At 65.9% G+C, this 26,283-nt stretch carries 19 protein-coding genes; 13 read left to right on the forward strand and 6 right to left on the reverse strand.

Annotated features, from left to right (window positions below; genetic code table 11):
* Positions 1-150 precede the first annotated feature (150 nt).
* From QY325_08310 to QY325_08325, 4 genes are all read left to right on the forward strand, one after another.
* Entirely contained in the window at positions 151-6,630 is a 6,480-nt protein-coding gene (locus tag QY325_08310) for an amino acid adenylation domain-containing protein (GenBank protein WKZ67917.1), read from the forward strand.
* A 37-nt stretch (positions 6,631-6,667) separates the two neighbouring features.
* Complete coding sequence (locus tag QY325_08315; GenBank protein ID WKZ67918.1) at positions 6,668-10,612, forward strand: amino acid adenylation domain-containing protein; 3,945 nt, start codon at positions 6,668-6,670, stop codon at positions 10,610-10,612.
* 121 nt (positions 10,613-10,733) lie between these two features.
* Complete coding sequence (locus QY325_08320) at positions 10,734-11,480, forward strand: thioesterase domain-containing protein (protein WKZ67919.1); 747 nt, start codon at positions 10,734-10,736, stop codon at positions 11,478-11,480.
* A complete protein-coding gene (locus tag QY325_08325) occupies positions 11,477-12,238 on the forward strand; it encodes a 4'-phosphopantetheinyl transferase superfamily protein (GenBank protein ID WKZ67920.1) in 762 nt (253 codons plus the stop codon). The genes QY325_08320 and QY325_08325 overlap by 4 nt, the downstream gene beginning before the upstream one ends.
* Here the strand turns inward: QY325_08325 and QY325_08330 are convergent, their stop codons facing one another.
* Positions 12,239-13,711 (reverse strand): AAA family ATPase, encoded by a 1,473-nt coding sequence (locus QY325_08330; GenBank protein ID WKZ67921.1) that lies wholly within the window; start codon positions 13,709-13,711, stop codon positions 12,239-12,241.
* 103 nt (positions 13,712-13,814) lie between these two features.
* On the opposite strand from QY325_08330, the gene QY325_08335 reads away from it, so the two are divergent.
* From QY325_08335 to QY325_08355, 5 genes are read left to right on the forward strand one after another with little or no spacing between them, the layout of a single operon-like run.
* Positions 13,815-14,567, forward strand: coding sequence for a hypothetical protein (locus QY325_08335; protein WKZ67922.1), 753 nt, complete (start codon positions 13,815-13,817; stop codon positions 14,565-14,567).
* Between the two features lie 5 nt (positions 14,568-14,572).
* Positions 14,573-15,367 carry a DUF3822 family protein gene (locus tag QY325_08340; protein WKZ67923.1) on the forward strand — a complete coding sequence of 265 codons (795 nt, stop codon included), beginning with the start codon at positions 14,573-14,575 and terminating at the stop codon, positions 15,365-15,367.
* Positions 15,355-15,915 carry a 16S rRNA (guanine(966)-N(2))-methyltransferase RsmD gene (rsmD, locus tag QY325_08345; protein ID WKZ67924.1) on the forward strand — a complete coding sequence of 187 codons (561 nt, stop codon included), beginning with the start codon at positions 15,355-15,357 and terminating at the stop codon, positions 15,913-15,915. The genes QY325_08340 and rsmD overlap by 13 nt, the downstream gene beginning before the upstream one ends.
* Complete coding sequence (coaD, locus tag QY325_08350; protein WKZ67925.1) at positions 15,912-16,379, forward strand: pantetheine-phosphate adenylyltransferase; 468 nt, start codon at positions 15,912-15,914, stop codon at positions 16,377-16,379. Before rsmD ends, coaD begins: the two co-directional genes overlap by 4 nt.
* The gene (locus tag QY325_08355; protein ID WKZ67926.1) at positions 16,376-17,872 is read left to right on the forward strand and encodes a TlpA disulfide reductase family protein; all 1,497 of its coding nucleotides are present in this window, start codon (positions 16,376-16,378) and stop codon (positions 17,870-17,872) included. The genes coaD and QY325_08355 overlap by 4 nt, the downstream gene beginning before the upstream one ends.
* 7 nt (positions 17,873-17,879) lie before the next feature.
* Here the strand turns inward: QY325_08355 and QY325_08360 are convergent, their stop codons facing one another.
* Complete coding sequence (locus QY325_08360) at positions 17,880-18,506, reverse strand: NUDIX domain-containing protein (GenBank protein WKZ67927.1); 627 nt, start codon at positions 18,504-18,506, stop codon at positions 17,880-17,882.
* Between QY325_08360 and pyrE the strand changes: the two genes are divergently transcribed.
* The 3 genes from pyrE (at position 18,505) to QY325_08375 (ending at position 21,626) form a co-directional block, all read left to right on the forward strand.
* The gene (gene pyrE / locus QY325_08365) at positions 18,505-19,158 is read left to right on the forward strand and encodes an orotate phosphoribosyltransferase (protein WKZ67928.1); all 654 of its coding nucleotides are present in this window, start codon (positions 18,505-18,507) and stop codon (positions 19,156-19,158) included. The genes QY325_08360 and pyrE overlap by 2 nt on opposite strands.
* Positions 19,159-19,280: 122 nt before the next feature.
* Entirely contained in the window at positions 19,281-19,682 is a 402-nt protein-coding gene (locus QY325_08370; GenBank protein ID WKZ67929.1) for a hypothetical protein, read from the forward strand.
* Between the two features lie 117 nt (positions 19,683-19,799).
* Positions 19,800-21,626 carry an ABC transporter transmembrane domain-containing protein gene (locus QY325_08375; GenBank protein WKZ67930.1) on the forward strand — a complete coding sequence of 609 codons (1,827 nt, stop codon included), beginning with the start codon at positions 19,800-19,802 and terminating at the stop codon, positions 21,624-21,626.
* Positions 21,627-21,638: 12 nt separating this feature from the next.
* Here QY325_08375 and QY325_08380 read toward each other — a convergent pair whose 3' ends face one another.
* From QY325_08380 to QY325_08395, 4 genes are all read right to left on the reverse strand, one after another.
* Complete coding sequence (locus QY325_08380; protein WKZ67931.1) at positions 21,639-22,382, reverse strand: hypothetical protein; 744 nt, start codon at positions 22,380-22,382, stop codon at positions 21,639-21,641.
* Positions 22,379-22,990 (reverse strand): 16S rRNA (guanine(527)-N(7))-methyltransferase RsmG, encoded by a 612-nt coding sequence (gene rsmG, locus QY325_08385; GenBank protein WKZ67968.1) that lies wholly within the window; start codon positions 22,988-22,990, stop codon positions 22,379-22,381. The genes QY325_08380 and rsmG overlap by 4 nt, the downstream gene beginning before the upstream one ends.
* Before the next feature lie 230 nt (positions 22,991-23,220).
* Positions 23,221-23,829, reverse strand: coding sequence for a sigma-70 family RNA polymerase sigma factor (locus QY325_08390; GenBank protein ID WKZ67932.1), 609 nt, complete (start codon positions 23,827-23,829; stop codon positions 23,221-23,223).
* A complete protein-coding gene (locus QY325_08395; protein WKZ67933.1) occupies positions 23,820-24,920 on the reverse strand; it encodes a glycosyltransferase in 1,101 nt (366 codons plus the stop codon). Before QY325_08395 ends, QY325_08390 begins: the two co-directional genes overlap by 10 nt.
* A gap of 148 nt (positions 24,921-25,068) precedes the next feature.
* On the opposite strand from QY325_08395, the gene tgt reads away from it, so the two are divergent.
* The gene (gene tgt, locus QY325_08400; protein WKZ67934.1) at positions 25,069-26,199 is read left to right on the forward strand and encodes a tRNA guanosine(34) transglycosylase Tgt; all 1,131 of its coding nucleotides are present in this window, start codon (positions 25,069-25,071) and stop codon (positions 26,197-26,199) included.
* Positions 26,200-26,283: the final 84 nt, after the last annotated feature.

Raw genomic sequence — 26,283 nt, forward strand, 5'->3', positions numbered from 1 at the left:
GTTCGGAACCACTGGCAACCCGGGCACCTGCACTGCCGTTGAAGGTCCTCTTCATGCAATCTAGCATCACGGTTGATTCCAGCAGGCGACTCACGCCATGGGCTCCGTGACCTGAATCCTGAATCCACCCGCATGGCACGTCCTCGCCCAATGAATCTCACGGAACTGGTCGATCTCAACCGCATTCTCCTCGCCGACCGCCCCGCACTCATAGCCGATTCGAAGACGCTGACCTACACCGCATTGCGTGCTCATAGCGGGCGTATGGCACAGCTACTGATCCATGCTGGCACTGGCCCCGGCTACACCATCGGCCTCTGCCTCGACCGCTCCCCCGAGCTCATCGTCTCCGTCCTCGGCATCGTGCAGGCCGGCGCCGCCTACGTGCCCATCGACCCCACCTACCCCGCCGAGCGCATCGCCGGTATGCTGGAGGATGCGAACCCGCCGGTGGTGATCACCAGCAAGGCCCACCAGCACCTCTTCAAGGGCACCTCGGCCAAGGTCATCCTCATCGAGGAGATCGACCTGAACAATGGACCCGTGTTCGAAGGCCCCTGCCCCGCCACGGCGGACGACCTGCTCTACGTGCTCTTCACCAGCGGCAGCACCGGCCGGCCCAAGGGCGTGGCCATGCACCACGCGCCGCTCACCAACCTGATCCAATGGCAGCTGCGCACCAGCGTGTGCAAGGCCGGTGACCGAACGCTCCAATTCGCGCCCATCAGCTTCGACGTCAGCTTCCAGGAGATCTTCACCACGTTCGCCCAGGGCGGCACACTGGTGCTGATCACCGATGAGGACCGCCTGAACAGCACGCAGCTGCTGCGGAAGATCATCGCGCAGAAGATCAACCGCATCATCGTGCCCTTCGTGGCGCTGCAGTACCTCGCGGAAGCGGTGGAGCGCACGGGCGAAGTGCCGTCCACGCTGAAGGAGGTCTTCACAAGCGGCGAGCAACTGAAGATCACGCCTGCCATCGCGAACCTCTTCAAGCATTTGCCCGGCTGCCGCTTCTGCAACCAGTACGGCCCCACCGAAGGCCACGTGGTGAGCGAGCTCGAGCTGAAGGGTGACCCCTCCAGCTGGCCTGCGCTGCCCAACATCGGCACCGCCATCGACAACGTGAAGCTCTACGTGCTCGATGAGCAGATGAAGCCCGTCGCGAAGGGCGAGGAAGGTGAGCTGTACCTCGGCGGCGCCTGCGTGGCAAAAGGCTACATCGGTCGCGACGACCTCACGGCGGAGCGCTTCCTGGCGGATCCGTTCATCCCCGGCGGACGCCTCTACAAGACCGGCGACCGCGCGGCGGAACTCCCCAACGGCGAGGTCGACTACAAGGGCCGCATCGACGGCCAGGTGAAGGTGCGAGGCTACCGGATCGAACTGGGCGAGGTGGAGGTGGCCATGGAGAAACATCCCGCGGTGGAGCAGGCCGTGGCCACCGTCCGCGAGGACCGTCCGGGTCTCAAGCGCCTGATCGGTTACTACGTCGCCAAGAGCGAGTTGAGCACGAACGAACTGCGGAAGCACCTCGCCTCCCTCCTGCCCGACTACATGCAGCCTTCCGCCTTCGTGGCCGTGAAGGAACTGCCGCGCACGCCCAGCGGAAAGATCGACCGCAAGGCCCTGCCCGCACCCGATGTGAAACGCCCCGACCTCGACGTGGCCTTTGCCGCACCGGCGACCAGCGTGCAGAAGACGCTCACCAACGTATGGGCCGACCTGCTCGGCATCGACCGCGTGGGCATCGACGACAACTTCTTCGACCTCGGTGGCAACTCGCTCCTGAGCATCCAATGCGTGGCGCAGCTGGAAGGCCACGGCCTGAAGCTGCCGATCGTGAAGCTGTATCAGCACCCGACGGTGCGCGCCTGCGCAGCCTTTCTGGAAGGGGATGCAACGGCAATATCCCCCGCCGAAATGGCGTCGGCACGCGTAGGGGCGCGTCATGACGCGCCCAAGCGTGCCGACGTAGCCATCATTGGCATGTCGGGAAGGTTCCCCGGCGCCGAGAACGTGGAGCAGCTCTGGAAGAACCTGCTCGCGAAGAAGAACAGCATCAGCACGTGGACGGTGGACGAGCTCGACCCGAGCATCCCCGCCGAGCTGCGCAACGACCCGGATTACGTGAAGGCCCGCGGCGTGATCGCCGATGCCGACAAGTTCGACCATGCCTTCTTCGGTGTGAACCCCAAGGTGGCCGCGCTGATGGACCCGCAGCAACGCGTGTTCCTGGAGACCGCCTGGGCCGCGCTGGAGGATGCCGCCTACGACCCTGCGCAGTTCGCCGGGCTCATCGGCGTGTACGCCGGCATGGGCAACAACACCTACTTCACCCGCAACGTCATCGGCCACCCCGAGCTCATCGAGCAGGTCGGCGACTTCGCGGTGATGACGGCCAACGAGAAGGACTACATCGCCACGCGCCTGGCCTTCGAGTTCGACCTGCGCGGTCCGGCCCTGAGCATCCACACCGCGTGCAGCACCTCGCTCGTGGCGATCGCACAGGCGTTCAAGGCGCTGCGCGATGGCGAGTGCGACATGGCGCTGGCCGGTGGCATCGCCCTGACGGTGCCGTTCAACAGCGGCATCGTGTACAACGAGGGCGGTATGTACAGCCCCGACGGCCACACGCGCACCTTCGACGCCAACGGCAAGGGCACCTCGTTCAGCGACGGTTGCGGCATCATCGTGCTGAAGCGCCTGGACGATGCAGTGCGCGACAAGGACCACATCTACGCGGTGATCAAGGGCGCCGCGCTGAACAACGACGGCAGCGACAAGGCCAGCTTCACCGCACCCAGCGTGCGTGGACAGGCCGAAGTGATCGCCATGGCGCAGGCCGATGCGGGTGTGGCACCGGGCCAGATCACCTATGTCGAAGCGCACGGCACCGCCACACCCCTCGGCGACCCGATCGAGGTGGAGGCGTTGACGTTGGCCTTCCGATCAGATGATCAGACGATCAGACGATCAGATGATGGGAATGCACACCCTTGTGCGATCGGTTCGATCAAATCGAACATCGGTCACCTAACCGCCGCCGCTGGTGCTGCGGGTGTGATCAAGACCGCGCTCGCCCTTCAGCAGGAGAAGATCCCGGCGAGCATCGGCTTTGAGAAGCCGAACCCCGCGATCGACTTCGCGAATTCGCCGTTCCGCGTCGCGCAGGACAACCTCGCCTGGCCGCGTGTACCGGGCACACCGCGCATCGCCGGCGTGAGCAGCTTCGGCGTGGGCGGCACGAACGCGCACGTGATCCTCGCGGAACCGCCGGTGGCCGTGGCCTCCAGTGCCTCGCGCAGCAAGCAGTTGTTCCTGCTCAGCGCGAAGAGCAAGACCAGTCTCGACGCCATGACGGACAACCTCCGCACCTGGCTTGAGGCACACCCGGAAGCATCGCTCGCGGACGCCGCGTACACCCTGCAGGTGGGCCGCCGACACTTCAAACACCGTCGCCTCATCGTAGGCGGTTCGCATGGTGAACTGATCGAGGCCATCGCCAACAAGGACACCAACCTGATCGGCACGCGCGAGCTGCACGAGGCCGCGCCCGGCGTGGTGTTCATGTTCCCCGGCCAGGGTTCTCAGTACGTGAACATGGGCCGCGACCTCTGCGACAGCGAGCCCGTCTTCAAGCAGCACTTCGATCAGTGCTGCGAGCTCTTCACGAAGGAGTTCGGTACCGACCTCAACGCCATCATCTTCCCGAAGGCCGGTGAAGAGGAGAAGGCCGCCGAGCAACTGAAGCAGACCATCTACACGCAGGCCTCGCTCTTCACCATGCACTACAGCCTCGCCAAGCTGTGGATGCACTGGGGCATCACGCCGGATGCGATGATGGGCCACAGCATCGGCGAGTTCGCCGCTGCCTGCCTGGCCGGCGTGTTCTCGCTGGAGGATGCCGTGAAGCTCGTGGCCAACCGCGGCCGCATGATGCAGGAACTGCCCGGTGGCAGCATGCTCAGCGTGCGCGCGGCGGAGGAGGATGTGCTGAAGAAACTCCCCGCCGGCTGCAGCATCGCCGCTAACAACGGTCCGCAGCTCTGCGTGGCCAGCGGTCCGCACGAGGCGATCGCGAAGCTGCAGGCCGACCTGGAGAAGGATGGCATCACCTGCAAGCTACTGGTGACCAGCCATGCGTTCCACAGCCCCATGATGGACGCCATCGTGGAGCCCTACCGGAAGGTGGTGGAAGGCGTGAAGCTGAGCGCGCCCCGCATCCCGATCGTCAGCACCGTGACCGCCGATTGGCTGAAGGACGACGAGGCCACCTCACCCAAGTACTGGAGCGACCACCTGCGCGCCACGGTGCGCTTCGCACAGGCCGTGAAGTTCGCCTGGAGCGATGCCGACAGGGTGATGCTCGAAGTGGGTCCGCGCACCACCGCGACCACGTTGGCACGCCAGCAGAGCGCGGACACCAAGAAGCAGGTGGCCGTGGCTTCGCTGGGCGATTCCGCCGGCAACGGCAACGAGCTCACGCAACTGTTGAAAGCCGTCGGCGGCCTGTGGCAGAGCGGCGTGCTCATCGACTGGAACAAGTTCTACGAGCGCGAGGAGCGGTGCCGCATCTCGATGCCGACCTATGCCTTCGAGCGCATCCGCCACTGGGTGGACCCCGTAGCCATGGTGGCCGATGGTGGAAGGGCAGTTGCCTCCACCGCGATCGAGGCACCCGTTCCCAACAGTGGCGATGCCAACCTCAGCCCCAAGGAGGCGCTGATCGCACAGATCAAGCACCTGCTGGAAGAGAGCTCCGGCCTGGAACTGGCGGAGGTCAGCAACGAGGAGACCTTCCTGGAGATGGGCCTCGACTCGTTGTTCCTCACGCAGGTGGCGACCTCGCTGAGCAAGAAGTTCGGCGTGAAGATCTCGTTCCGTCAACTGAACGAGGAAGTGCCGAACCTGGACAAGCTGGCGGACTACATACTGCCACATTGGAACGGTGGCACGTCTTCCGCAGCGGCAAGCGGCACGTCACAAGCGGCAAGTGCTGCCCCTGCAGTGAATGCGCTTGAAGACGCCCCCGAACTGAAGAAGGTATTCGGTGCGCAAGCGCGGATCAGCAAGGAGAAGGTGGACGACATGACGCCGCAGCAACGCGCGTGGTTCGATGCCTTCGTGAAGCGCTACGTGGCGAAGACCGCGAAGAGCAAGGCCTTCACCCAGGAGAACCGCAAGCCGATGGCCGACCCGCGCGTGGTCACCGGGTTCAAGCCACAGACCAAGGAGCTCATCTACCAGGTGGTGGTGGACAAGAGCGTGGGCTGCCACCTGTGGGACATCGACGGCAACGAGTACGTGGACATCCTCAGCGGCTTCGGCTCATCGATGTTCGGCTACATGCCCGACTTCATCAAGAAGGCCTGCCACGAGCAGCTGGAGCAAGGCATCGAGATCGGCCCCATGCATCCGCTGGCCGCAGAGGTCTCGAAGCTGTTGTGCGAGCTCACCGGCGCCGATCGCGCAGCGGTGTGCAACACCGGTTCCGAAGCGGTGCTCGGCGCCATGCGCATGGCCCGCACGGTGACCGGTCGCAGCCTCATCATCTCCTTCAGCGGCAGCTACCACGGCATCAACGACGAGGTGATCATACGCGGCAGCAAGAGCAAGAAGAGCTACCCCGGTGCGCCCGGCATCATGCCCGAGAGCGTGCAGAACATGCTCGTGCTTGACTACGGCACACCCGAGAGCCTGGAGATCATCAAGCAACGCTGCCATGAAGCAGCGGCCGTGCTGGTGGAGCCGGTGCAGAGCCGCCGCATGGAGTTCCGTCCGGTGGACTTCCTCCGCGAGGTGCGCCGCATCACCCAGGAGAACGGCACCGCGCTCATCTTCGACGAGGTGATCACCGGCTTCCGCACGCACCCCAACGGCACGCAGGCGCTCTTCGGCATCCAGGCCGACATCGGCACCTACGGCAAGGTGATCGGCGGCGGCATGCCCGTGGGCGCCATGATCGGCAAGAGCGAATGGATGGACGCCCTCGACGGCGGCCACTGGCAGTATGGCGACGACAGCGTGCCGCCCGCCGGTGTGACCTACTTCGCCGGCACCTTCGTGCGCCACCCGCTGACGCTGGCCGCGATGAAGGCCGCGCTGGTGTACATGAAGAACGAAGGCCCGGCCCTGCAGGAGCGCCTCAACACCATCACCGAGGACATGGTGGCCCGCGTGAACGGGCTCTTCGACCAGTACCAGCTCCCCTACCGCTGGGTGAACTTCGGCAGCGCCTTCAAGACGAAGTACGACGAGAGCGTCAACTACACCGAGCTCTTCTTCATGCTGATGCGCTACCACGGGGTGCACGTGCTGGACTTCCCGCACTTCATCACCACCGCGCACACCACGGCGGACATCGAGTTCATCATCAATGCGGTGGAGAAGACCTGCAAGGAGCTGCGTGAGAGCGGATTCATGCCGGAGCGCACCTACCCCATCCCCGTGGTGAACAGTGTGCTGGGCGGGCATCTGCGCAAGCTGAGCGAGCGCGTGATCAGCGCCATGGAGCCGCCGGTGCCGGGTGCGCGCATGGGCCGCACGCCGAAGGGCGAGCCCGCGTGGTTCGTACCCGACCCGAAGCGGGAAGGCAAGTACCTCATGGTTGAACTGGACGAGAACTGAGCGAATAGCACCTACGCCGAGGCTTCGGCGCTTGAAAATGGAGAAGTTCATCCAAGACCCCCGATTCGTCGCCGTCGACTTCGACCCCTTCACCGGGCCGGCGATCGAACGCACCATCCCCACCACGGAAGCACAGCGCGAAGTGCTCACCGCCTCCGAGATGGGCGTCGATGCCAGCTGCGCCTACAATGAGAGCGTGTCGCTGGAACTGAAGGGCACGCTCGACCGGTCCGCCCTGGAGCACGCGATGCACGAGCTCGTGAAGCGCCACGAATCACTGCGCTCCACGCTCAATGCCAGCGGCACACGCATGCTGGTGACCGACGAGGTGAAGTTCGAACTGCCCTTCACCGACCTCTCGGTGCTGAGCGAGGCGGACCGCACCAGGCAGCTCGACGCCATCGCGCAGAAGGACATGACCACGCCCTTCGACCTGCGCAACGGCCCGCTCTTCCGCGCGCAGCTGATCCAGGTCGCGAGCGATGTCCATCTGCTCCGCCTCTCCGGCCACCACGTGGTGTGCGACGGCTGGAGCCTCGGCATCATGATGGCCGAGATCAGCGCGTTGTACAACGCAGCGAAGAACGGCGGTGCACCGAAGCTGCCCGAAGCGAGCACCTTCAGCGCTTACAGCCTGGCGACGATCGACTTCGCCAAGAGCCCCGACCACGCGGCTGTCGAGCGCTACTGGCTCGACCTCTACAAAGGGTCCGTCCCGCGCCTCGACCTGCCCACCGACCGTCCGCGGCCCAAACAGAAGACCTACAAGGGCCACCGCCTCGACCTGCTGCTCCAGCAGGACCTGGTACGCGGTCTGAAGGAAGTGGCCACGCGCAGCGGCGCCAGCTTCGTGACCACCTTGATGACCACCTTCGAGGTGCTGCTTCACAAGCTCACCGGCGACAGCGACATCGTGGTGGGCCTGCCCGCCGCCGGTCAGAGCGACCTGGGCATGAAGCACCTGGTGGGCCATTGCGTGAACCTGCTCGCGCTGCGCAGCCGCATCGATGAGGAAAGACCCTTCATCGAGCACCTGAAGGCCCGGCGCACCGGCGTGCTCGACGCCTTCGACAACCAGAAGTACACCTTCGGCACCCTGCTGCGCAAGCTGAACGTGCCGCGCGAGCCCGGCCGCATCCCGCTCTGCCCGGTGGTGTTCAACATCGACATGAACATGGACGATGGCGTGGCCTTCGACGAGCTGCAGCATCGCTTCATCAGCAACCCGCGCGCCTTCGAGAACTTCGAGCTCTTCCTCAATGCCACCGGCAACGAGGGGCACCTCACGCTCGAATGGAGCTACAACACCGACCTCTTCGACGAGGCCACGGTGCGCGGCTGGATGGACCAGTTAGTGTCGCTGATCAAACGCGTGAGCGCCGCGCCGAATGCCACCATCGCAGACCTGATCAGTGACGCTGCCCTTGTTGGTGAGCAACAGATGCCGAAGCCTGAGTGGACCGGTCGTGCCACGGCGTATCCGAAGGTGGACATCGGCAGCCTCTTCGATGAGGTGGCTGTGAAGCACGCCGATCGCACCGCCGTGGAACTGCTCGATCAAAAGCTGAGCTACCGCGAGCTGCAGCAGCGTGTGCATGCGTTGAGCGCCGCGCTCATCGGCATGGGCGTGAAGCCCGGCGAGCCGGTGGGCCTGTGCATGGACCGCAGCTTCGACATGGTGGTGGCCATGCTCGCCACGCTTCGCGCCGGCGGCTGCTTCGTGCCCTTCGATCCCGCCTACCCAGCCGACCGCCTAGCCTTCATGTTCAGCGACACCGACGTGAAGGTGATGCTGACGCAGCGCCACCTGGCGAATGCATTGCCGAGGCACAACGCGCGCAGCATCTTCCTCGATGAAGTGAAGCCAAGCGGTGATTCACCCGCGCCTAAGGTCTCGCCGGACTCACCCGCTTACATCATGTACACCAGCGGGAGCACCGGCACACCGAAAGGCGTGGTGGTGCCGCATCGTGCCATCCTCCGCCTGGTGCGCGAGCAGAACTTCGTCGCCTTCGGCCCCGACCTCTGCTGGCTGCAGCTCTCGAACATCAGCTTCGATGCGAGCACCCTGGAGATCTGGGGCGCCCTGCTCAACGGCGGAAGGCTCGCCCTGCAAGCCCAGCAGAAGCCCACGCTGCCGGAGATCTGCGATGCCATCGCCAAGCACAAGGTCACCAGCGCGTGGTTCACCGTGGGGCTCTTCAACATGCTGGTGGATGAGCAGCTCGACCGCTTGCGCGGACTGAAGCACATCCTCACGGGTGGCGATGTGCTGAGCGTGCCGCACGTGAAGAAGGCCTTGAAGGCACTCGGCCCCAACGTGCTCATCAACGGCTATGGCCCCACGGAGAACACCACCTTCACCTGCTGCTTCCCCATCAACAGCGAAGCGAGCATCACCGACAGCGTGCCCATCGGCTTCCCGCTGAACAACACCACCGTGCATGTGCTCGACGAGCAGCGCAATCCCGTGCCCGTGGGCCGCAAGGGCGAGCTCTACACCGGTGGCGACGGCGTGGCGCTGGGCTATTGGAGGCGCGACGACCTCACGGCGGAGAAGTTCATCGACGACCCCTTCAGCGGGAAGAGCGGCGCCAAGCTCTACCGCACCGGCGACATCGTGAAGTGGCAGGCCGATGGCAGCATCGCCTTCGTCGGCCGCGCCGATGGGCAGGTGAAGATCCGCGGCTTCCGCGTGGAGCTCGGCGAGATCGAGAACGCGCTGAACGACCTGCCCGCCGTGAAGGACAAGGTGGTCATCGCCCGTCAGGATGGTCCTGGCGAGAAGCAGCTGGCCTGCTATGTCGTGCCCTCGGAAGCGCACAAGGGCCCACAGGACGAGCTCCTCGACACGGTGCGTGAGCACTTGCGCGGGAAGCTGCCCACCTACATGGTGCCCACGGGTTTCGTGGTGATGACCGAATTGCCGCTCACCGCGAACGGAAAGGTCGACCGCCGATCCTTGCCCGCACCCACCGCGCAGACCAGCGCGCTGAAGGCCGAGCACGTGGCGCCGCGCAACAACATCGAGCGCGCGCTCGCCGCCATCTGGGGCAAGGTGCTCAACACAGCGGACATCGGCATTCACGACGACTTCTTCGACCTCGGCGGCCACTCGCTCATCGGGATCCAACTGCTCGGGCAGGTGGAGCAGCAGTTCAACCGGACGCTGCCGCTGAAGTCGCTCTTCGAGGCCCCGACCATCGCGCAGTTCGCGGAGCTGCTGAAGGGCGAAGGCGCAACCCACGATTGGAAGAACCTCTCGCTCATCCAGCCCGAGGGCGATGGGCTTCCGCTATTCTGCGTGCACGGCGATGAGGCCAGCCACTTCATCCCGAAGCACCTCGGAAATACGCGGCCTTTCTATGCCTTCTTCCACCAAGGCGAGGACGGCAGGCGCATCGAATACGCATCCGTGGAAGCGATCGCCGCGCACTTCATCCGCGAGTTGAAGCAGGCGAAGCCCAAGGGCCCGTACCTCCTCAGCGGATACTCCTTCGGCGGCATCGTGGCCTACGAGATGGCCCAGCAGCTCACCGCGGCTGGCGAGGAAGTGCCGGTGCTCGCCGTGTTCGACACCTATGCGCCCGGGCTGCACATGAAGGCGGTCCAGGCGGATGCGAAGCCCTGGGACGGCCTGAAGAAGGCGGTGATGCGGGGCATCGTGGGCAGGGCCTTGCGCAACGGGGGCATCGTGCCCGCGCGATTCCGGAACTTCTACATCACCGATACCTACGACCAAGCGGTCATGTCCTATCGCGCGAAACCATACCGCGGCAGGCTCACCGTGTTCAAGGCCGAACGGTCATGGGGCCCCCAACAGATGGGATGGGAATCCCTCGCCTCAGGCGGCCTTGAGGTGGCGGTGGTGCCCGGCGACCACTACGACCTGATCAAGGAGCCCAACGTGGCCGTGCTGACGGAGCGCCTGACCGCGATCCTCGACCATGCCGGTGCACTCGAGCGCCGCGCCGCAGGCTGAATCCGGCAGGCCGTGCATCCATCGAATCGGCCGATGCATCGAACGGGATGCCGTCTCGGTCGAAGTGGCACGGCCGGCACCGGCTGAATCCTAAAGTTCGCGTGGTGATAACGCTGGACGGATGGGCTGGACGAACCTGATGGTCATCCGTCGGTCGGGAAAAGGCGCGCCCTTGGTATGCGTGCAATGCGACGCGGGCAACCGCCTGCTTCCTAGATACCTTCAACAGGACCGTCCGGCGTTCGCATTCAAGCACCAGGGCGATGACGGCAAGCGCATCGCCCTGAAGACCGTGCCCGCCATCGCCGCGCACTACCTCGACGAGCTCCGGGAGGCGCAACCGAGCGGCCCCTATATCCTCTGCGGCTATTCATTCGGAGGCATCGTGGCCTACGAGATGGCGCAGCAGTTGTCGGCTGCCGGTGAGCGGGTGCCCCTTTTGGCCATCATCGATTCCTACGCCCCATCGCTGCACAGCGAGGCCATGCGCGAGGGACGTCGGCTGCATACCCTCCTGAAGGATGCGGTGATGCGCCGGATCGTGGAGGATTGCCTGGCAAAGGGACTGCCCCTCTCCGGGAAGCTCCGCCACTTCCACATCATCGACACTTACAGCAAGGCGGTGACGGCGTACCGCCCGCTTCCGTATGCCGGGCACCTCGCCGTGCTCCGCTCAGCCGACGGCTGGGGCCGCGTGGACCTGGGCTGGAAGCCATTGGCCGCAGGAGGGTTCAGCCTCCACCTCGTGCCCGGCGATCACTACGACCTGGTGAAGGAGCCGAATGTGCGCCGCCTGGCGGGCTACCTCGGGGAGTGCATCGCTGCGGCGGAGGATCTGCCGCCCTCCGCCGTTCCTTCGCGGTCGTGACCGTCCGGACCATCACCCTTCATTGCGCCCTGCCTGAGCCGGCCGGCACCGTCGCCCACCGTGCGCAGGGCCTTCCAGCGCCCGGCTCCGTCCACCTGTGGTTCGCCCCCCTCCGCGATCTGGAGGCCTTCCATGACCGCTACCTGGGCATGCTGGATGCCGAGGAGCACGAGCGTGCAGCCCGCTTCAGGCAGGAAGCGGACCGCATGCGCTACATCCTCGGCCATGGATTCCTGCGCGAAACGCTTGCGCACTGCCTCCAGGCGCAGCCCGAAGCCCTCCGCTTCAGCCGCGGGCCGTTCGGCAAGCCCGCCGTTGACGGGAGCGGAATTCGGTTCAACTTCAGCGACACCAAGGATGCCGTGCTCATCGGCGCTTCCTCCGACGAGGAGATCGGGGTGGACCTGGAGACGGCGCACCGGCGCGTGGAGCACGATGCCGTGGCCCAGCACTACTTCACCCCCGAGGAAGTGGAGGAACTGGAGGCGCTCGCGCAAACGGCTGCGAAGGAGCGCTTCCTGGAGCTATGGACCCGCAAGGAGGCCGTGCTGAAGGCCAGCGGCGTGGGCATCATGGATGACCTCCGCGCCATGCGCGTGAGCACGGGCCGCCACTGCATGCGCGTGCAGCACCCCGCATTCGCGGCGCATGCGGCGGCGGAATACCACATCGGCACCTGGCGGATCGGCGATGCCCACATCGCGAGCCTTGCATCCGCGCGCCCGCTGACCCCGATCTGGGTGCGGCTAGGTGCTTGATCAAGCCTCCTCGCCCCAGAACCGGGGGTGGAAATTGAGGAGGTACAGCCTATCGGTGGCCCTGGTGACAGCGGTGTAGAGCCATCGGATGTACTCCCGGTCGATCATCTCCTCCGTGATGTAGCCCTGGTCCACGAACACCGTGCGCCATTGGCCGCCTTGGGCCTTGTGGCCGGTGACCGCGTAGGCATACTTCACCTGCAGGGCATTCGCATAGGGGTCCTCGCGGAGCTGCTTCATGCGCGCGGATCGCGAGCTGCTTGGCACGCCTTCGGCCACCGCCTGCGCAAGCAAACGCATGCGGGGCAGAGGGAGCGCTGGGCTCTCCAAGGCCAGCGTATCGAGCATCACCTTCGCCTCCAGCTCGCGCTCCTCGAGGCCGGTCCACCAGCCGAGCACCATGTCGGCGAACCGCAGCCCATGGCGCTCCTCGATGCCGCGCACGCGCTTCACCAGCACCTGCTCGCCGTTGGCGATGAGCCCGGGACGGCCATTGAGGCCTGCCCAGAGGTAATTGTTGCGCACCACCATGAGCCGGTCGCCAGGGGAGACCTCCTCCTCGTAGCCATGGATGCGGACGCGCACCTGCTGGTTGTAGAGGTAGGCCCGCTTGTTGCTCCGGCACACCACGCACACCTCGTCATCCCCATCCCGTGCATAGGCGGACTCCAGGGCCTCCTGGAGCTCATGCCCATTCACACGGATGACATCGCTGAAGGGCATGAAGCGCGGCAGGAGCACCGCTGAGGCGCCGCCGGAATCGTCCGCCGGGCCGTGCTCACCCAGCGCAACCGAGCGCCCGAGCAGCGCCCGCAGCGCAGTGGCGTTGCGCAGGATACCCGAGGCATCGGCCTGCCGCACCACCTCGGTGAGGTCCACTGCGCCCGCAGTGAGGCCGAGGGCCCGCAGGTCGGCGACGGTGAGCGCCGGGCTGCGGTCGCTGCCCACGGGTGGCAGCTGCGCCGGGTCGCCCACCAGCAAGAGGCGGCATCCGGGGGCGCCGAAGACATGCTCAAGGAGGTCGCGCAGGAGGTCGCGCGTCCCGAAGGCTTCGTCGCCGCCGGCAGCGCCGATCATGCTGGCCTCGTCGACGATGAAGAGCGCGCCTGCATCCTTGTTCGCCGCGATGCTCACGCCCGGGCCATCTTCCCCCTCACCCACCCGATAGATGCGGCGATGGATGGTACTGGCCTCCGCACCCGCGTGCGCCGCCAGCACCTTGGCCGCCCTGCCCGTGGGTGCCAGCAGGATAACGGGCGACCGCATGGCTTTGAGCGCCCGCACCAAGGCACCCACCAAGGTGGTCTTGCCCGTGCCGGCGTAGCCCCGCAGCACGAGCGTCGGCAGCTCGCGCTGCGTGAGGAGCAGGCGCTCGAATGCCTCGATAGCCCGCTGCTGGCCCGCGGTGGGCGCATGGCCCAGGTCGGCGAGCAAGCGTTGGGAAAGGGGCCTGGCTGCGGTGTTCTGGGGCATCGGCTTCGGAACAGGGAACGGCCTCGCGGGGGCAGCCAACGCGCCAAGGCACGGGGTGAAATTATTCTACTTTTGACCGCCTTCCAGGGCACCCTTGACCACCATGAAGAGCATCGGCGGCTACATCTTCCCGGTATTGCTGATCATCCTCGGCGGGATCATCTTCGTGATCGGCCTTTCCTCCGGACAGAACATGTGGGTGAAGCTCGGCTCCTTCCTCACCCTGCTCACCGGGGTCATCGCGCTGCTGCTGCAGCTGGGAATCCTGGGGCGCAAGGCCGGGATGGCCATCGGCATCGCCTTCGGCCTGATCGCGGTTTTCCTGGCCTTCCGGAACTACCGGTCCATCGCGGAGGTGATCGAGTTCAACGAACGGAAGGCCGCCTATGACGCGCGCATCATCCAGGCCTTGAAGGACATCCGCGATGCGCAGTCGAAATACAAGGAGGCCAACAACGCCTACACGGGGAACCTGGCGGTGCTCCGCGATTTCGTCAAGAACGGCACCTACCCGATGGTTCGCAAGGAGGGCCAGGTGCCCGACACCCTGACCGAGCTGCAAGCGCTGCAAATGGGGATCATCGTGCGTGACACCATCCGCGCTTCCGTGCTCGATTCCGTTTTCCGCACAGCGCGCGCCTTGGAGAAGCGCGTCTATCCCTTCAACCCGGACAGCCTGGGCTTCTCCCCGGTCTCCGGAAAGCCCTTCCTGCTCACCGCTGGCATGATCAACTCCAGCGGCCGCAACGTGCCGGTGATGCTGTGCAAGGACCCCAGCCCGATGGTGGCCGGCGACACCCTGCTCTTCGGCAGCATGGAGAAGGCCACGGTGGCGGGCAACTGGAAGGGCGACTGACCCCCATGAAGAGCGGAGGCTGGTCGTCGCCGCGCTACCAGAGCGCCCGGGAACGGGCGTGGCACCTGAGCATCCTGATGGCGCACGAAGCCATCGCCTGGTGCGCCCACGCCATGGACACCGGCGAGCCCACGGCGCTGCAGTGGTCGGCCGATGCCTCGGCCCTCGATTCGGAGGCGCTGCCTCAGGCGCCGGCATCCGTCTCCTTCGTCACCCTGCCGGAGTGGAGCACGCTGGTGCCCGAAGCCGCCTTGGAGCCGGGCACCGAGGCCGCGCACCTGCGCCTGGTGCATGGCGGCCTGCCCACCGGGGCCTTGCGCAACGAGCCGTTCGACAGCCTGGGGGCGGTATGCATCTATGTGCACGACGACGAGAGCGAGCGCATGGTGCTGGACCGCTTCCCTGGGGCGCAGCCGGTACCCATGCAGGCGCTCATGCTGCGCGGCGCGCTGGCGCTGGCCGGCGAGGGGCCTGCCCTCCTCCTCCATCGGAGCCACGACCGGCTGGATGCGGCCGTCGCCGACCAAGGCCGGGTGCTTCTCACCAACACCTATCCGGCGAAGAGCTCGCAGGATGCGCTGTACTACGCGCTGCTGGCCGCGGAGGGGTGCGGGCTGCGCCCCGGCGACCTCATGCTGCATCATGGCGGCACACACCTCACCGCGCACGAGCGTGACCTGCTGAAGCGCTATTTCCCTCGGGAGCGCGATGCAGCGGCACGCTGGCCCGCGCTCCAAGGCGCCGGCCTTGATCCGTTCCGCTGGTCGGCGCTGCTGGAACAGTTCGCATGCGCGTCATAGGCGGCAAATACCGCAACCGCCGGATCCATCCGCCGGCCGGCACCGATGCCCGGCCGACCACCGACTTCGCCAAGGAAGGGCTCTTCAACGTGCTCCGCAACAGCGTGCCCCTCGAAGGCATCCGCGTGCTCGACCTGTTCGCCGGCACCGGCAACATGTCGCTCGAGTTCCTCTCCCAAGGGGCCGACGAGGTGATCAGCGTGGAGAGCGACCGAAAGCTCTTCGACTTCATGCAGCGCACGGCCCGCGAGCTCGGCGAAACGCGCTGGCGGATGGTGAAGGGCGACGCATTCTCCTTCCTCGCCGGCCACCGCGGCCAGTACGACATCATCTTCGCCGACCCCCCCTTCGCCATGGAAGGCATCGAACGCATCCCTACCTTGGTGCAGCAGGCCGGATCGCTCGGGACGGAAGGGCTGCTGATCGTGGAGCACTCGGAGCGGGTGAGCCTTGCGCACCTGCCGGGGTTCCAGCGCCAGCGGAGCTACGGCCTGGTGCAGTTCAGCTTCTTCGCCCCCCTCCCCGCCACGAACCCTGCATCCGCATGAACGCCCCGATCGCCGTCTTCCCCGGCACCTTCGATCCGATCACCATCGGGCACGTGAGCATCGTGCGCCGCGCACTGCCGCTCTTCAGCCGGATGATCATCGGCATCGGCGTGAACACCACGAAGCGGACCATGTTCAACGAGGCGCAGCGCGCCGCTTGGGTGCGCGAGGCGTTCCAGGGCGAGCCCAAGGTGGAGGTGGTGGCCTTCGAGGGCCTCACGGTGGACCTCTGCCGGCGCGTGGGCGCCACCTTCATCGTGCGCGGCCTGCGCAACAGCACCGACCACGGCTACGAGCGCAGCATCGCCCTGATGAACCGCCAGCTCGCCGGGGTGGAAACGCTCTTCCTGCCCTCCGCACCGGAGCATGCCCACATCAGCAGCACCATCGTCCGGGAGCTCATCGCCAACAAAGCGGATGTGGCTGCGTTGGTACCCATGGATATCCGCGCCGCCCTGGGATGAGGAAGGCCCTTGCCGCATTCGCTTTCATCAGCGCGCTCGCCGCAACCGCGCAGGAGGCGGTGATCGATGTGCATGCGCCCGCCTACGCGGGCAAGGCCATCCTGCTCTACCGCTATCAGGACCTCTTCACCCTGCGGACCGAGCGGCTCGCCACAGCGCCGATCGGCGAGGACGGGCACGCCCGGCTCTCCGCCCCGGTGGAGGGCACGGCGAAGCTGCGGCTGCGCGTGGGCGAGGCCTTCGCTGACCTCTACGCCCGGCCGGGAGCGCGGTACAGCGTGGCCTTCCATCCGCCCGCGAAGGGCATGGCCACCAGCCTGGGCGGCAGCACCCGCGCCGCCCTGGTGTTCACCGCCCTGGATGCGCTGGACGCCAATGCGCTCACCGCCGACCTCAACGGCCGGATCGATGCCTTCATCGCGGAGGACCTGGCCACCGACCAGGCGGCCGGGATGCAGGCGCTGGAGGTGCAGCGCAAGCAGGGCGCAGCGCCCGACTCGGCCAAGCGGCCGCCCACGCTGTTCGTGATGCCCACCTGGAGCAAGGTGCGCGTCGACACCTTCGAGCAGAAGGTGAGGCGCTACTACCGCGATGTGGATGACCCCTGGTTCGCGCATTACCTCACCTACAGCTTCGCCGGCCTGCGGCACGGCCCCCGGGTGAATGAGGCCGAGCTCTTCGCCCAGTACCTGAAGGGGCAGCCGGTGCGGTACGACGACCCGGAGTACGTGCGGTTCATCCGCAGTTTCTTCGCCGAGCAGCTGGTTGCAGCGGAGCGCTTCCATGGCCCCGCCTTGGCCCGCGCCTTCGAGCTGGGCCAACCGGACAGCCTTGGTGCCATCCTCGCCGCGAACGACTTCCTCCGCGACGATGCCCGCCTGCGGGAGCTGGTGATGATCGACCTGCTGCACCAGCAGTACCACGGCCGCATCGTGAAGCGCGCCGGCGCCGAGGCCATCCTGCGCCGCGTGAGCGAGGCCTCGCCGTTCCCGGAGCACCGGCTCATCGCGGCCAACATGCTCTGGGACCTGACATCCATGCGCGTGGGGCAGCGGCTGCCGCCGATGCGGCTGGAGGATATGCAGGGGCGGGATCTGGCGCTCGACAGCCTGCTGGCCGGGCCGGTCTGCATCGTCTTCACCGCCAGCTGGTGCAGCTACTGCGACCTGGAGATGCAGGGCCTGGAGCAGCTCCACAGCGAGTACAAGGGCATCGTGCCCATCATCGCCATCGGCCTCGACCAGGACCCCGAGCCGCTCCGGCGCTACATCAAGGCGCACCCGGGCATGGGGTTCCGGTGGCTCCGCGCCCAGGCCGAGCAGCAGGTGCGCGACGACCTCCGGCTGAAGAGCCTGCCGGCCGTCTTCCTCCTCAACGATGGCGTGCTCGCACGCTCGCCTGCACCATTGCCCAGCAGAGGCCTCGGTGCCGTGTTCCACCAGGTGAAGGCCGAGGCGGAGCGCAGCGGCCGCATCAAGGTGTGGGACGAATGAGCGCTGCTCAGCGGCGGAGCGCCGCCCACGCCTCGAACACCGGCCGCAGGGAGGGATAGGTGTCGCGGATGAGGGCCGGCAGCTCCTCGCGCTCCGCCCATCGCACCTCCTCGATCCCCTCCTCGGCCTGCGCGGTCAAGGGCTCCGACGAGGATGCACGCATCAGGTACCAGTCCGTCCGCTTCAGGTGGTCCGCTCCCTTACGGCGGTAGGTGTGCCAGGTGGCGTGCAGGGGCGCGATGAGCCGGATGCCGTGCACGCCGCACTCCTCCTGCACCTCGCGCACGGCGGCCTCCTCCAGGCCCTCGCCCTCCTCCACCTTGCCCTTGGGCAGGTCCCACTTGCCCAGGCGCCGGATCACCAGCAGGCGCCCGCGCTCATCCTCCACCGCCCCGCCCGCCGCGGGCACGAAGCGGTAGCCTGCACGGAACGCGTCCCACACGGGAAGGCCGGATGAGGAGTAGAGGCGCACGCCCGCCACCTCGGGGCGCTCAAGGGCCGCCACCGCAGGCGCGATCTCCTGAGCCTCACGCACATTCACCACCAGCCAGTGCTCACGGAGCACCGTATCAGGGTCGCCCTCGATGACCTCCAGCGGCTTCCCCTCCATCCAAACGACATACTTTCGCTCCATGGCTTCCCCGCTCGATCCTTCGCTGAAAGTCGCCGAATTCCTGCTCCAGATCAAGGCCGTCAAACTTAGCCCGAAGAAGCCCTTCACCTGGGCCAGCGGCTGGAAGAGCCCCATCTACTGCGACAACCGGAAGACGCTCTCCTACCCGGCGGTGCGCACCTACATCCGGCAGCAGTTCGTGCACATCATCAACAGCGAGTTCGGGCGTCCGGACATGATCGCCGGTGTGGCCACCGGCGGCATCGCGCATGGCGCGCTGGTGGCCCACGACCTGGGCCTTCCCTTCCTCTATGTGCGCAGCGGCGCCAAGGAGCACGGCATGAAGAACCAGGTGGAGGGCGACCTTACCGTGGGGCGCAGCGTGGTGGTGGTGGAGGACCTGGTGAGCACCGGGCAGAGCAGCCTCAACGCCGTTCAGGCCCTGCGCGACGCCGGCTGCGAGGTGAAGGGGATGGTGGCCATCTTCTCCTACGGCTTCGATGCGGCGAACAAGGCCTTCGCCGAAGCCAAGGTGAACCTGCACTCCCTCACGAACTACAGCATCCTGCTCGACCAGGCGCTGCGCAGCGACTACATCACCGAGAAGGACCTGCTGCCGCTGAACGAATGGAGGAAGGACCCTGCGAACTGGGGCGTGGGGAGCAAGGTGTAGCGGCCCAGCGGGTGCGCGTGGATGCCGCTGAAGGCTGACGCTCCCCGTCCCGGACTGCCGCTGGCCCTCTACGGCGGTAGCGCCCACTCTTCCATCGCCCACCATCGGAAAACCCATCCATCATGACGCGCATCGAGAGCAAGAGAGTCACCATCGCCAAGCCGGCTTCCGAGCTGCACGCCTTCCTGCAGGACATGAACAACTTCAGGCAGCTGCTGCCCGAAGGGCGCATCAGCGATTGGCAGAGCGATGGGAAATCGTGCTCGTTCAAGGTGCAGGGCGCCGCGACCATCGGCCTGGAGCTGGCGGGCGGCGATGCCCCTGGCCTGCTGAAGCTGAAGGCCACCGAGCGCAGTCCCTTCCCCTTCACGCTCGATGTGCACCTGAAGGAGGAGAACGGCGCCACCACAGCCTGGCAGGAGTTCAATGCCGAGCTCAACCCCTTCATCAAGATGATGGTGGAGAAGCCGCTGGGGAACCTCTTCGATCATATCGCGGATAGGATGGCGGCGGTGCATGGGTAGCCCACGTGTTCATGCGGTCCTGTGCAGATGGGCTCACGGTCTCAAGTGCTCTCGTATGGATATGGGCAGAATAGCGGACAGGACCAACGGGGGTTCCATACAGCTCGTTGACTAACGATGGCGGGTCGCAGGAACCGAGTGAGCGACGATGATGCGAAGCCTGCGAAGCTCTCCAGAGCCGCGCTGCGCAAGTTCTTCCGCGTGTTCCGCTACATGCGCGAGCAGCGTGGGCTCTTCGCGGTGGGGATGCTGTGCCTGCTGCTCACCAGCCTGCTGAGCGCGGCCTTCCCCTGGCTCATCGGCCACCTGATCGATGCGCGCGCCACCACGGGCTTCTGGGAGGCGCCGTTGATGGACACCGCCAATGTGCACTCCATCCTCAAGCTGCTGCTGCTGGTCTTCGCCGCGCAGGCCTTCTTCGGGTTCTGGCGCATCTGGAGCTTCGGGGCGGTGACCGAGAACGCCCTCACCCGACTGCGGCGCGACACCTACGCCCACCTGCTGAAGCTGCCCATGTCCTTCTTCGCGCAGCGCCGCGTGGGCGAACTGAACAGCCGCATCAGCGCCGATGTGGCCCTGCTGCAGGACGCCTTCACCAGCGTGCTAGCCGAATTCCTCCGGCAGTTCGTGGTGCTCACCGTGTGCATCGTGGCGCTCACCTACCTCAGCACCGAACTGATGCTCACCATGCTGGCCACGCTGCCCGTGGTGATGCTCGTGGCCGTCTTCTTCGGGCGCTTCATCCGCAAGCTGAGCAAGCAGGTGCAGGACCGTATCGCCGAAAGCAACGTGATCGTGGACGAGACGCTGCAGGGCATCCAGAGCGTGAAGGCCTTCAGCAACGAGGGCCACGAGACGCAGCGCTACAGCGCCAGTGTGCTCGGCGCGCGCCAACTGGCCCTGAAGAGCTTGCGCTGGCGGGGCGGCTTCGTCAGCTTCATCATCTTCTGCATGTTCGGCGTGGTGGTCTTCGTGGTGTACCGCGCGGCCCTGCTGAAGGAGGCCGGCGAGATGAGCGTGGGCGGCATCACCTCCTTCGTGGCCTTCAGCATCATGATCGGCGCCAGCATCGCGGGCATCCCCGAACAGGTCACTTCCCTGTTGAAGGCCGTGGGCGCCACCGAGCGCCTGATGGACCTGCACGACGAGGCCACCGAGCCCGTGAGCCTGGCCGCCCGCAAGGAGCACCTGCCGCTGCGGGGCGCCATCACCTTCCAGCGCGTGGCCTTCCACTACGCCTCACGGCCCGACATGTCCGTGCTGCACGAGGTGTCGTTCCATGCCGAGCCCGGACAGCGCATCGCGCTGGTGGGCCCCAGCGGCGCCGGCAAGAGCACGGTGGCCTCATTGGTGCTGCGCTTCTACGATCCGGTGAGCGGGCGCGTGCTGATCGATGGCCAGGATGCACGCGAATACGACCTTTCGGCGCTGCGCGACCGCATGGCCATCGTCCCGCAAGAGGTGCTGCTCTTCGGGGGCAGCATCCGCGAGAACATCGCCTACGGCAGGCCCGGCGCGAGCGATGCCGAGATCGAGGCGGCGGCGCGCAAGGCCAATGCGCACGATTTCATCGCCTCCTTCCCCGAGGGCTACAAGACCATCGTGGGCGAGCGCGGCATCCAGCTCAGCGGCGGCCAGCGGCAGCGCATCGCCATTGCCCGCGCGGTGCTGAAGGACCCCGCGATCCTCATCCTCGACGAGGCCACCAGCGCATTGGACAGCGAGAGCGAGCGCCTGGTGCAGGAGGCCTTGGAGCAATTGATGAAGGGCCGCACGAGCCTCGTGATCGCGCATCGGTTGAGCACCATCCGGGATGCCGATCGCATCCTTGTGCTCGACAAGGGCGTGGTGGCGGAGAGTGGCACGCACGAGGAGCTGATCGCGAATGCGAACGGCTTGTACAGCAGCTTGAGCCGCCTGCAGTTCGACCAGAGCTTGGCCTAGTCAGGCACTCATTCAATCCAATGCGACGAAACGCCTGACCCGCGTAGCGGAAGCGTTGCGAAGCAGAGCCAGCCGCACGCCGCCAGAGAAGCCAGGAGGTGCTGGGATCGTTTCCTGGCCCCCGCTCACCTGCTGCTGAAACAGGACTCGACCGGATGCATCCGTGATCATGAGGTCACCACCGGAATGTCCACCCAGCCGGATCAGTCCATTGGCATAGTGCACAGAGAAATCGTCAGCAGCTTCCGCGTCCTCGATGCCCACGGCGCTTTCGTAGCTGATCAAGCAGACCGTCCCTGAATACTGAAAGATGTCAACGATGTCGAGGTATGCCGTGCCCAGGTGCCTGAACACATGCCGATTGGCAACCGACCAGGGGAAGTGATGCAGCAACTCACCCGGTGTGTCCGACGCACCGCAGGCATCGAACACCTTCATCCTCGGATAAATGCCACCGCAATACATGTTCTGATCGAGGTCAACGACGATTGAATCGCCGGGAGTGAGGTATACGGTGAGCCCCACCATGAAGCTGGAAGGAGAGACATTGGCCAACAACTCAATGGAGCCATCCGCCCGTTTGATCGACACCGTGAAAGGAACAAGGCAATCCTTCGCGAAGGCTGCTGGCAAACCCGATCCAACGCCCAAGCAGAGCCCGAGCAACGCGCGACAAACCGGTGATCGTATCAGCATGACCACGATACAACGATAACTGCGCTGGATCATTGCCGCTGCCGGCAGCACATGGCTCACAATACCACCTCCACCACCTTCTTCGTCGCGAAGAACTCCTCCTCGAAGTGCTCGGATAGTTCGTGCACCCGGTAGCGCTGCTTGATCGGCAGCAGCTCATCGGCGAGCTCGCCGCCCTTGAGGTAGTAGAGCTTCCCCTCCCCTTTCGGCACCAGGTGCCTGGTCATGCGCAGGAACTCGGGCAGGGTGGTCACCGCGCGGCTCACGATGAAGTCGTAGCGCTGCTTGTGGTCCTCGCTGCGCACCTGTTCGGCCGTGCAGTTGGTGAGGCCCAGGCCCTGGATGACGCCCTGCACGGCGGCGATCTTCTTGCCGATGCCATCGATGCCGTGGAAGGTGCAGTGCGGAAAGAGCACGGCGAGCGGCACCAAGGGGAAGCCACCGCCGGTGCCCACATCCACGATGCGCGTCCCTTTCTTGAACTGGACCACCTTGGCGATGCCGAGCGAGTGCAGGATGTGCCGCTCGTAGAGGTGCTCGAAGTCCTTGCGCGAGATGAGGTTGACGCGGGCGTTCCATTCGGCGTAGAGCGGGCCGAGGCGGGTGAAGAGCTCGCGCTGGTGGGCAGTGAGCTCGGGGAAGTACTTCAGGAGGAGGTCCATAATCAGATGATCAGATGATCAGAGAATCAGAATATCAGATGACCCGCTGCGGAAGAAGCATATGCGTATGGCGCGGCCGCTTGCTGTTCGGTCGCATCGTGCTTCGATGAACGGCGGTCTTCATCCGCGCCATAGCCGACCTCGCCTAAGCCGCCGATCAAGCCGATTCATTGAAGCAGGACCCGAACGCGCATTCCATTCTCTGATCCTCTGATTCTCTGATCATCTGATCGGGCTCAGATCGTGTCCTTGCGCGCGTCGAGGAGGCCCATGAGGAATTCGCGGGCGCGGAAGAGCTGGGCCTTGACGGTGCCCAGGGGCAGGTCGAGCTCCTCGGCGATCTCCTCGTAGCTGTATTCCTTGTAGTAGCGCAGCTCCACGAGGGTGCGGTAACGCGGCTTCAGCTTCTCCACCACCTCGCGCATGATGGCGTTCTTCTGCTCGCGGATGGTGACCTCGGCGGGATCGAGGCCATGACCCTTGAGCTCGATGGTCATCTCATCGCCGTCGTCGGTGCCGATGGGCGCATCGATGGAGAAGGTCTTCTTCTTCTGCTTGCGGATCCAGTCGATGCAGTTGTTGGAGGCGATCTTGAAGAGCCAGGTGCTGAAGGCGTAGTTGGGGGTGTACTGCTTCAGGCGGTTGAAGGCCTTCCCGAAGGCCTCGATGGTGAGGTCCTCCGCGTCGTCCTTGTTGTTGATCATCTTCAACAGCATGAAGTAGATGGAGTCGCGGTAGCGGCTCATCAACTCGGCATAGGCCTTCTGGTCGCCCTTGTCCACGGCGCGCCGCACGAGGAGGTAGTCGTATCGGGCCTTCTCGCTGAGGTTCTCGTTCACTTCCATCGCTTGGGCTTTACGAGGATCGTGCTGGCATAGAGCAACGGATCCAAAAGTAGGAACAGCCATTCCAGGGGCAGCGCGAACCACGCCACGGCCCCGGCCTGGAGCCGGCGCAGCGCGCTGATGGTGACCGGCAGGAGCAGGAGCAGCTGGGCGCCCAGGCCGATGGCGGCCTCGGCCCAGCGCTGCTGGTGCGCGAGAAGGGCCAGCGCCGCCCAGAACACGAGCCGGGCGAGCGGCAGCAGCATGAGCAGCACCTGGTGACCGAAGCGGTAGTGCACCGCAGTGGTGTAGTGCCGCCGCTTCCTGCGGATCCAGGCGGCGAGGCCGGGGGTGGGGCGCGTGGTCATGAAGCTGCGCGGATCGGCCACCACAGCGGTGTTGCCGCGCCGGGCCACCTCGTTGATGAAGAGGTCGTCATCGCCGCTCATGAGGTGGTTGTGGCGGCGCGGGCCGCTGGCGCCGAAGAAGACCTCGCTGGCGTAGCCCAGGTTGCGCCCCACGCCCATGTACGGCACGCCGGCCTGCGCGAAGCCCATGAACTGCATGGCCTTGACGGCCCCATCGTAGCGCTCCAGGATGGAGCCCAGGCCCGGCGACTTGGCGTAGGGGCTGTGCCCGATGACGATGCGGCGGCCGCTGCGGAAGCCCGCCGCCATCACCGAGATCCAGTCGCGGCCGGGGGGTACGCAGTCGGCATCGGTGAGCAGCACGAAGGGGTGCCTGGCGGCCCGTACGCCCACGCCCAGGGCGATCTTCTTGCCGTAATTGAATTTCTCGTCGGCCTGGATGTTCACCGGCCGGAGCCTCGGGTGATGGGGCTTCATCCATTGCAGGATCTCCCAGGTGTCGTCGTCGCTGCGGTCGTTCACCACCACCACCTCGAACTCGCGGTGGTCCTGGTCCATGAGCACCGGGATGAGCTCCTCCAGCGTGCGGGCCTCGTTGCGTGCGCAGATCACCACGCTCACGGGGAGGTCGCGGTCGGGCTCCACCTCGCGCTTGCCGAAAGCCAGCCGGGTGAACATGAGGGCGTGGTAGGCCAGCAGCACGATGAGCGCGCCCAGCAGCACCTGGAATTCGATGGACCACATGGAGAACGGCCGGTGCGCAAGCGGCCCCGGAGCGCTGGCGAAGCTATCCGGGGGCCTCGCGGGCGTCCCCCTGCGGGCGGGCCAGTTATGAACACCGGCAGCGGGGAAGACCCAGCGCCGGGCCCTCTACCTTCGCGGCCCTTCGCCCATGCGCTTCGACCTCCTGGCCACGGACCCGGCCTCCAACGCCCGCGCCGGGCTGCTGCACACCGACCACGGCGCCATCCCCACCCCCGTGTTCATGCCCGTGGGCACCCTGGGCGCCGTGAAGGCCGTGCATCCGCGCGAGCTGCGCAACGACCTGGACGCGCCGATCATGCTGAGCAACACCTACCACCTGTACCTGCGGCCCGGGACGGAGGTGCTGGAGCATGCGGGCGGGCTGCACCGGTTCAACGGGTGGGACCGCCCCATCCTCACCGACAGCGGGGGCTTCCAGGTGCACTCGCTCAGCGACATCCGCAAGATCACCGAGGAGGGCGTGAAGTTCCAGAGCCACATCGACGGCAGCCGCCACCTCTTCACCCCCGAGCGCGTGATGGACATCCAGCGCAGCATCGGGGCCGACATCTGCATGGCCTTCGACGAGTGCACGCCCTGGCCCTGCGAGCAGGCCTATGCCGAGAAGAGCATGCACCTGACCCACCGCTGGCTGGACCGCTGCATCGCGCGCTTCAGCAGCACCGCCCCCAGGTACGGGCACGAGCAGGCGCTCTTCCCCATCGTGCAGGGCAGCACCTTCCCCGAGCTGCGCAAGCGGAGCAGCGAGTACATCGCCGCCAAGGGTGCCGTGGGCAATGCCATCGGAGGCCTCAGCGTGGGCGAGCCCGAGGAGGAGATGTATGCCATGGCGGAACTGTGCTGCGGCATCCTGCCGAATGACAGGCCCCGCTACCTGATGGGCGTGGGCACCCCCTGGAACCTGCTGGAGAATATGGCCCGCGGCGTGGACATGTTCGATTGCGTGATGCCCACCCGCAACGGCCGCAACGGCATGCTCTTCACGCGGGAAGGCGTGGTGAACATCAAGAACAAGCAGTGGGCCGACGACCATTCGCCCTTGGACCCCGGCGGACACAGCTGGGTGGACACCGCCTACTCCCGCGCCTTCGTGCGCCACCTCTTCCAGAGCGGGGAGATGCTGGGGCAGCAGATCGCCAGCCTGCACAACCTGGGCTTCTACCTGGCGTTGATGCAGGAGGCCCGCGAACGCATCCTGGACGGTAGCTTCACCAGCTGGAAGAACACGTTGCTGCCGAAACTGAAGGTGAGACAATGATGATGCGCCACATCGACGTTCAGCTTCGGGCTTCGGGCCGCGGGCTTGTCCCGGATCCAGCCCGCAGCCCGAGGCCCGTGGCCC

The organism is Flavobacteriales bacterium, assembly GCA_030584065.1.
Lineage (GTDB): Bacteria > Bacteroidota > Bacteroidia > Flavobacteriales_F > PHOS-HE28 > PHOS-HE28.

Excerpts from the sequence above, each read along its gene's own strand:
- QY325_08310 (WKZ67917.1), top strand. The coding sequence starts at position 151 with ATGAATCTCACGGAACTGGTCGATCTCAACCGCATTCTCCTCGCCGAC.
- QY325_08315 (WKZ67918.1), top strand. The coding sequence starts at position 6,668 with ATGGAGAAGTTCATCCAAGACCCCCGATTCGTCGCCGTCGACTTCGAC.
- QY325_08320 (WKZ67919.1), top strand. The coding sequence starts at position 10,734 with ATGGGCTGGACGAACCTGATGGTCATCCGTCGGTCGGGAAAAGGCGCG.
- QY325_08330 (WKZ67921.1), bottom strand. The coding sequence starts at position 13,711 with ATGCCCCAGAACACCGCAGCCAGGCCCCTTTCCCAACGCTTGCTCGCC.
- QY325_08335 (WKZ67922.1), top strand. The coding sequence starts at position 13,815 with ATGAAGAGCATCGGCGGCTACATCTTCCCGGTATTGCTGATCATCCTC.
- QY325_08340 (WKZ67923.1), top strand. The coding sequence starts at position 14,573 with ATGAAGAGCGGAGGCTGGTCGTCGCCGCGCTACCAGAGCGCCCGGGAA.
- rsmD (WKZ67924.1), top strand. The coding sequence starts at position 15,355 with ATGCGCGTCATAGGCGGCAAATACCGCAACCGCCGGATCCATCCGCCG.
- coaD (WKZ67925.1), top strand. The coding sequence starts at position 15,912 with ATGAACGCCCCGATCGCCGTCTTCCCCGGCACCTTCGATCCGATCACC.
- QY325_08355 (WKZ67926.1), top strand. The coding sequence starts at position 16,376 with ATGAGGAAGGCCCTTGCCGCATTCGCTTTCATCAGCGCGCTCGCCGCA.
- pyrE (WKZ67928.1), top strand. The coding sequence starts at position 18,505 with ATGGCTTCCCCGCTCGATCCTTCGCTGAAAGTCGCCGAATTCCTGCTC.
- QY325_08360 (WKZ67927.1), bottom strand. The coding sequence starts at position 18,506 with ATGGAGCGAAAGTATGTCGTTTGGATGGAGGGGAAGCCGCTGGAGGTC.
- QY325_08370 (WKZ67929.1), top strand. The coding sequence starts at position 19,281 with ATGACGCGCATCGAGAGCAAGAGAGTCACCATCGCCAAGCCGGCTTCC.
- QY325_08375 (WKZ67930.1), top strand. The coding sequence starts at position 19,800 with ATGGCGGGTCGCAGGAACCGAGTGAGCGACGATGATGCGAAGCCTGCG.
- QY325_08390 (WKZ67932.1), bottom strand. The coding sequence starts at position 23,829 with ATGGAAGTGAACGAGAACCTCAGCGAGAAGGCCCGATACGACTACCTC.
- QY325_08395 (WKZ67933.1), bottom strand. The coding sequence starts at position 24,920 with ATGTGGTCCATCGAATTCCAGGTGCTGCTGGGCGCGCTCATCGTGCTG.
- tgt (WKZ67934.1), top strand. The coding sequence starts at position 25,069 with ATGCGCTTCGACCTCCTGGCCACGGACCCGGCCTCCAACGCCCGCGCC.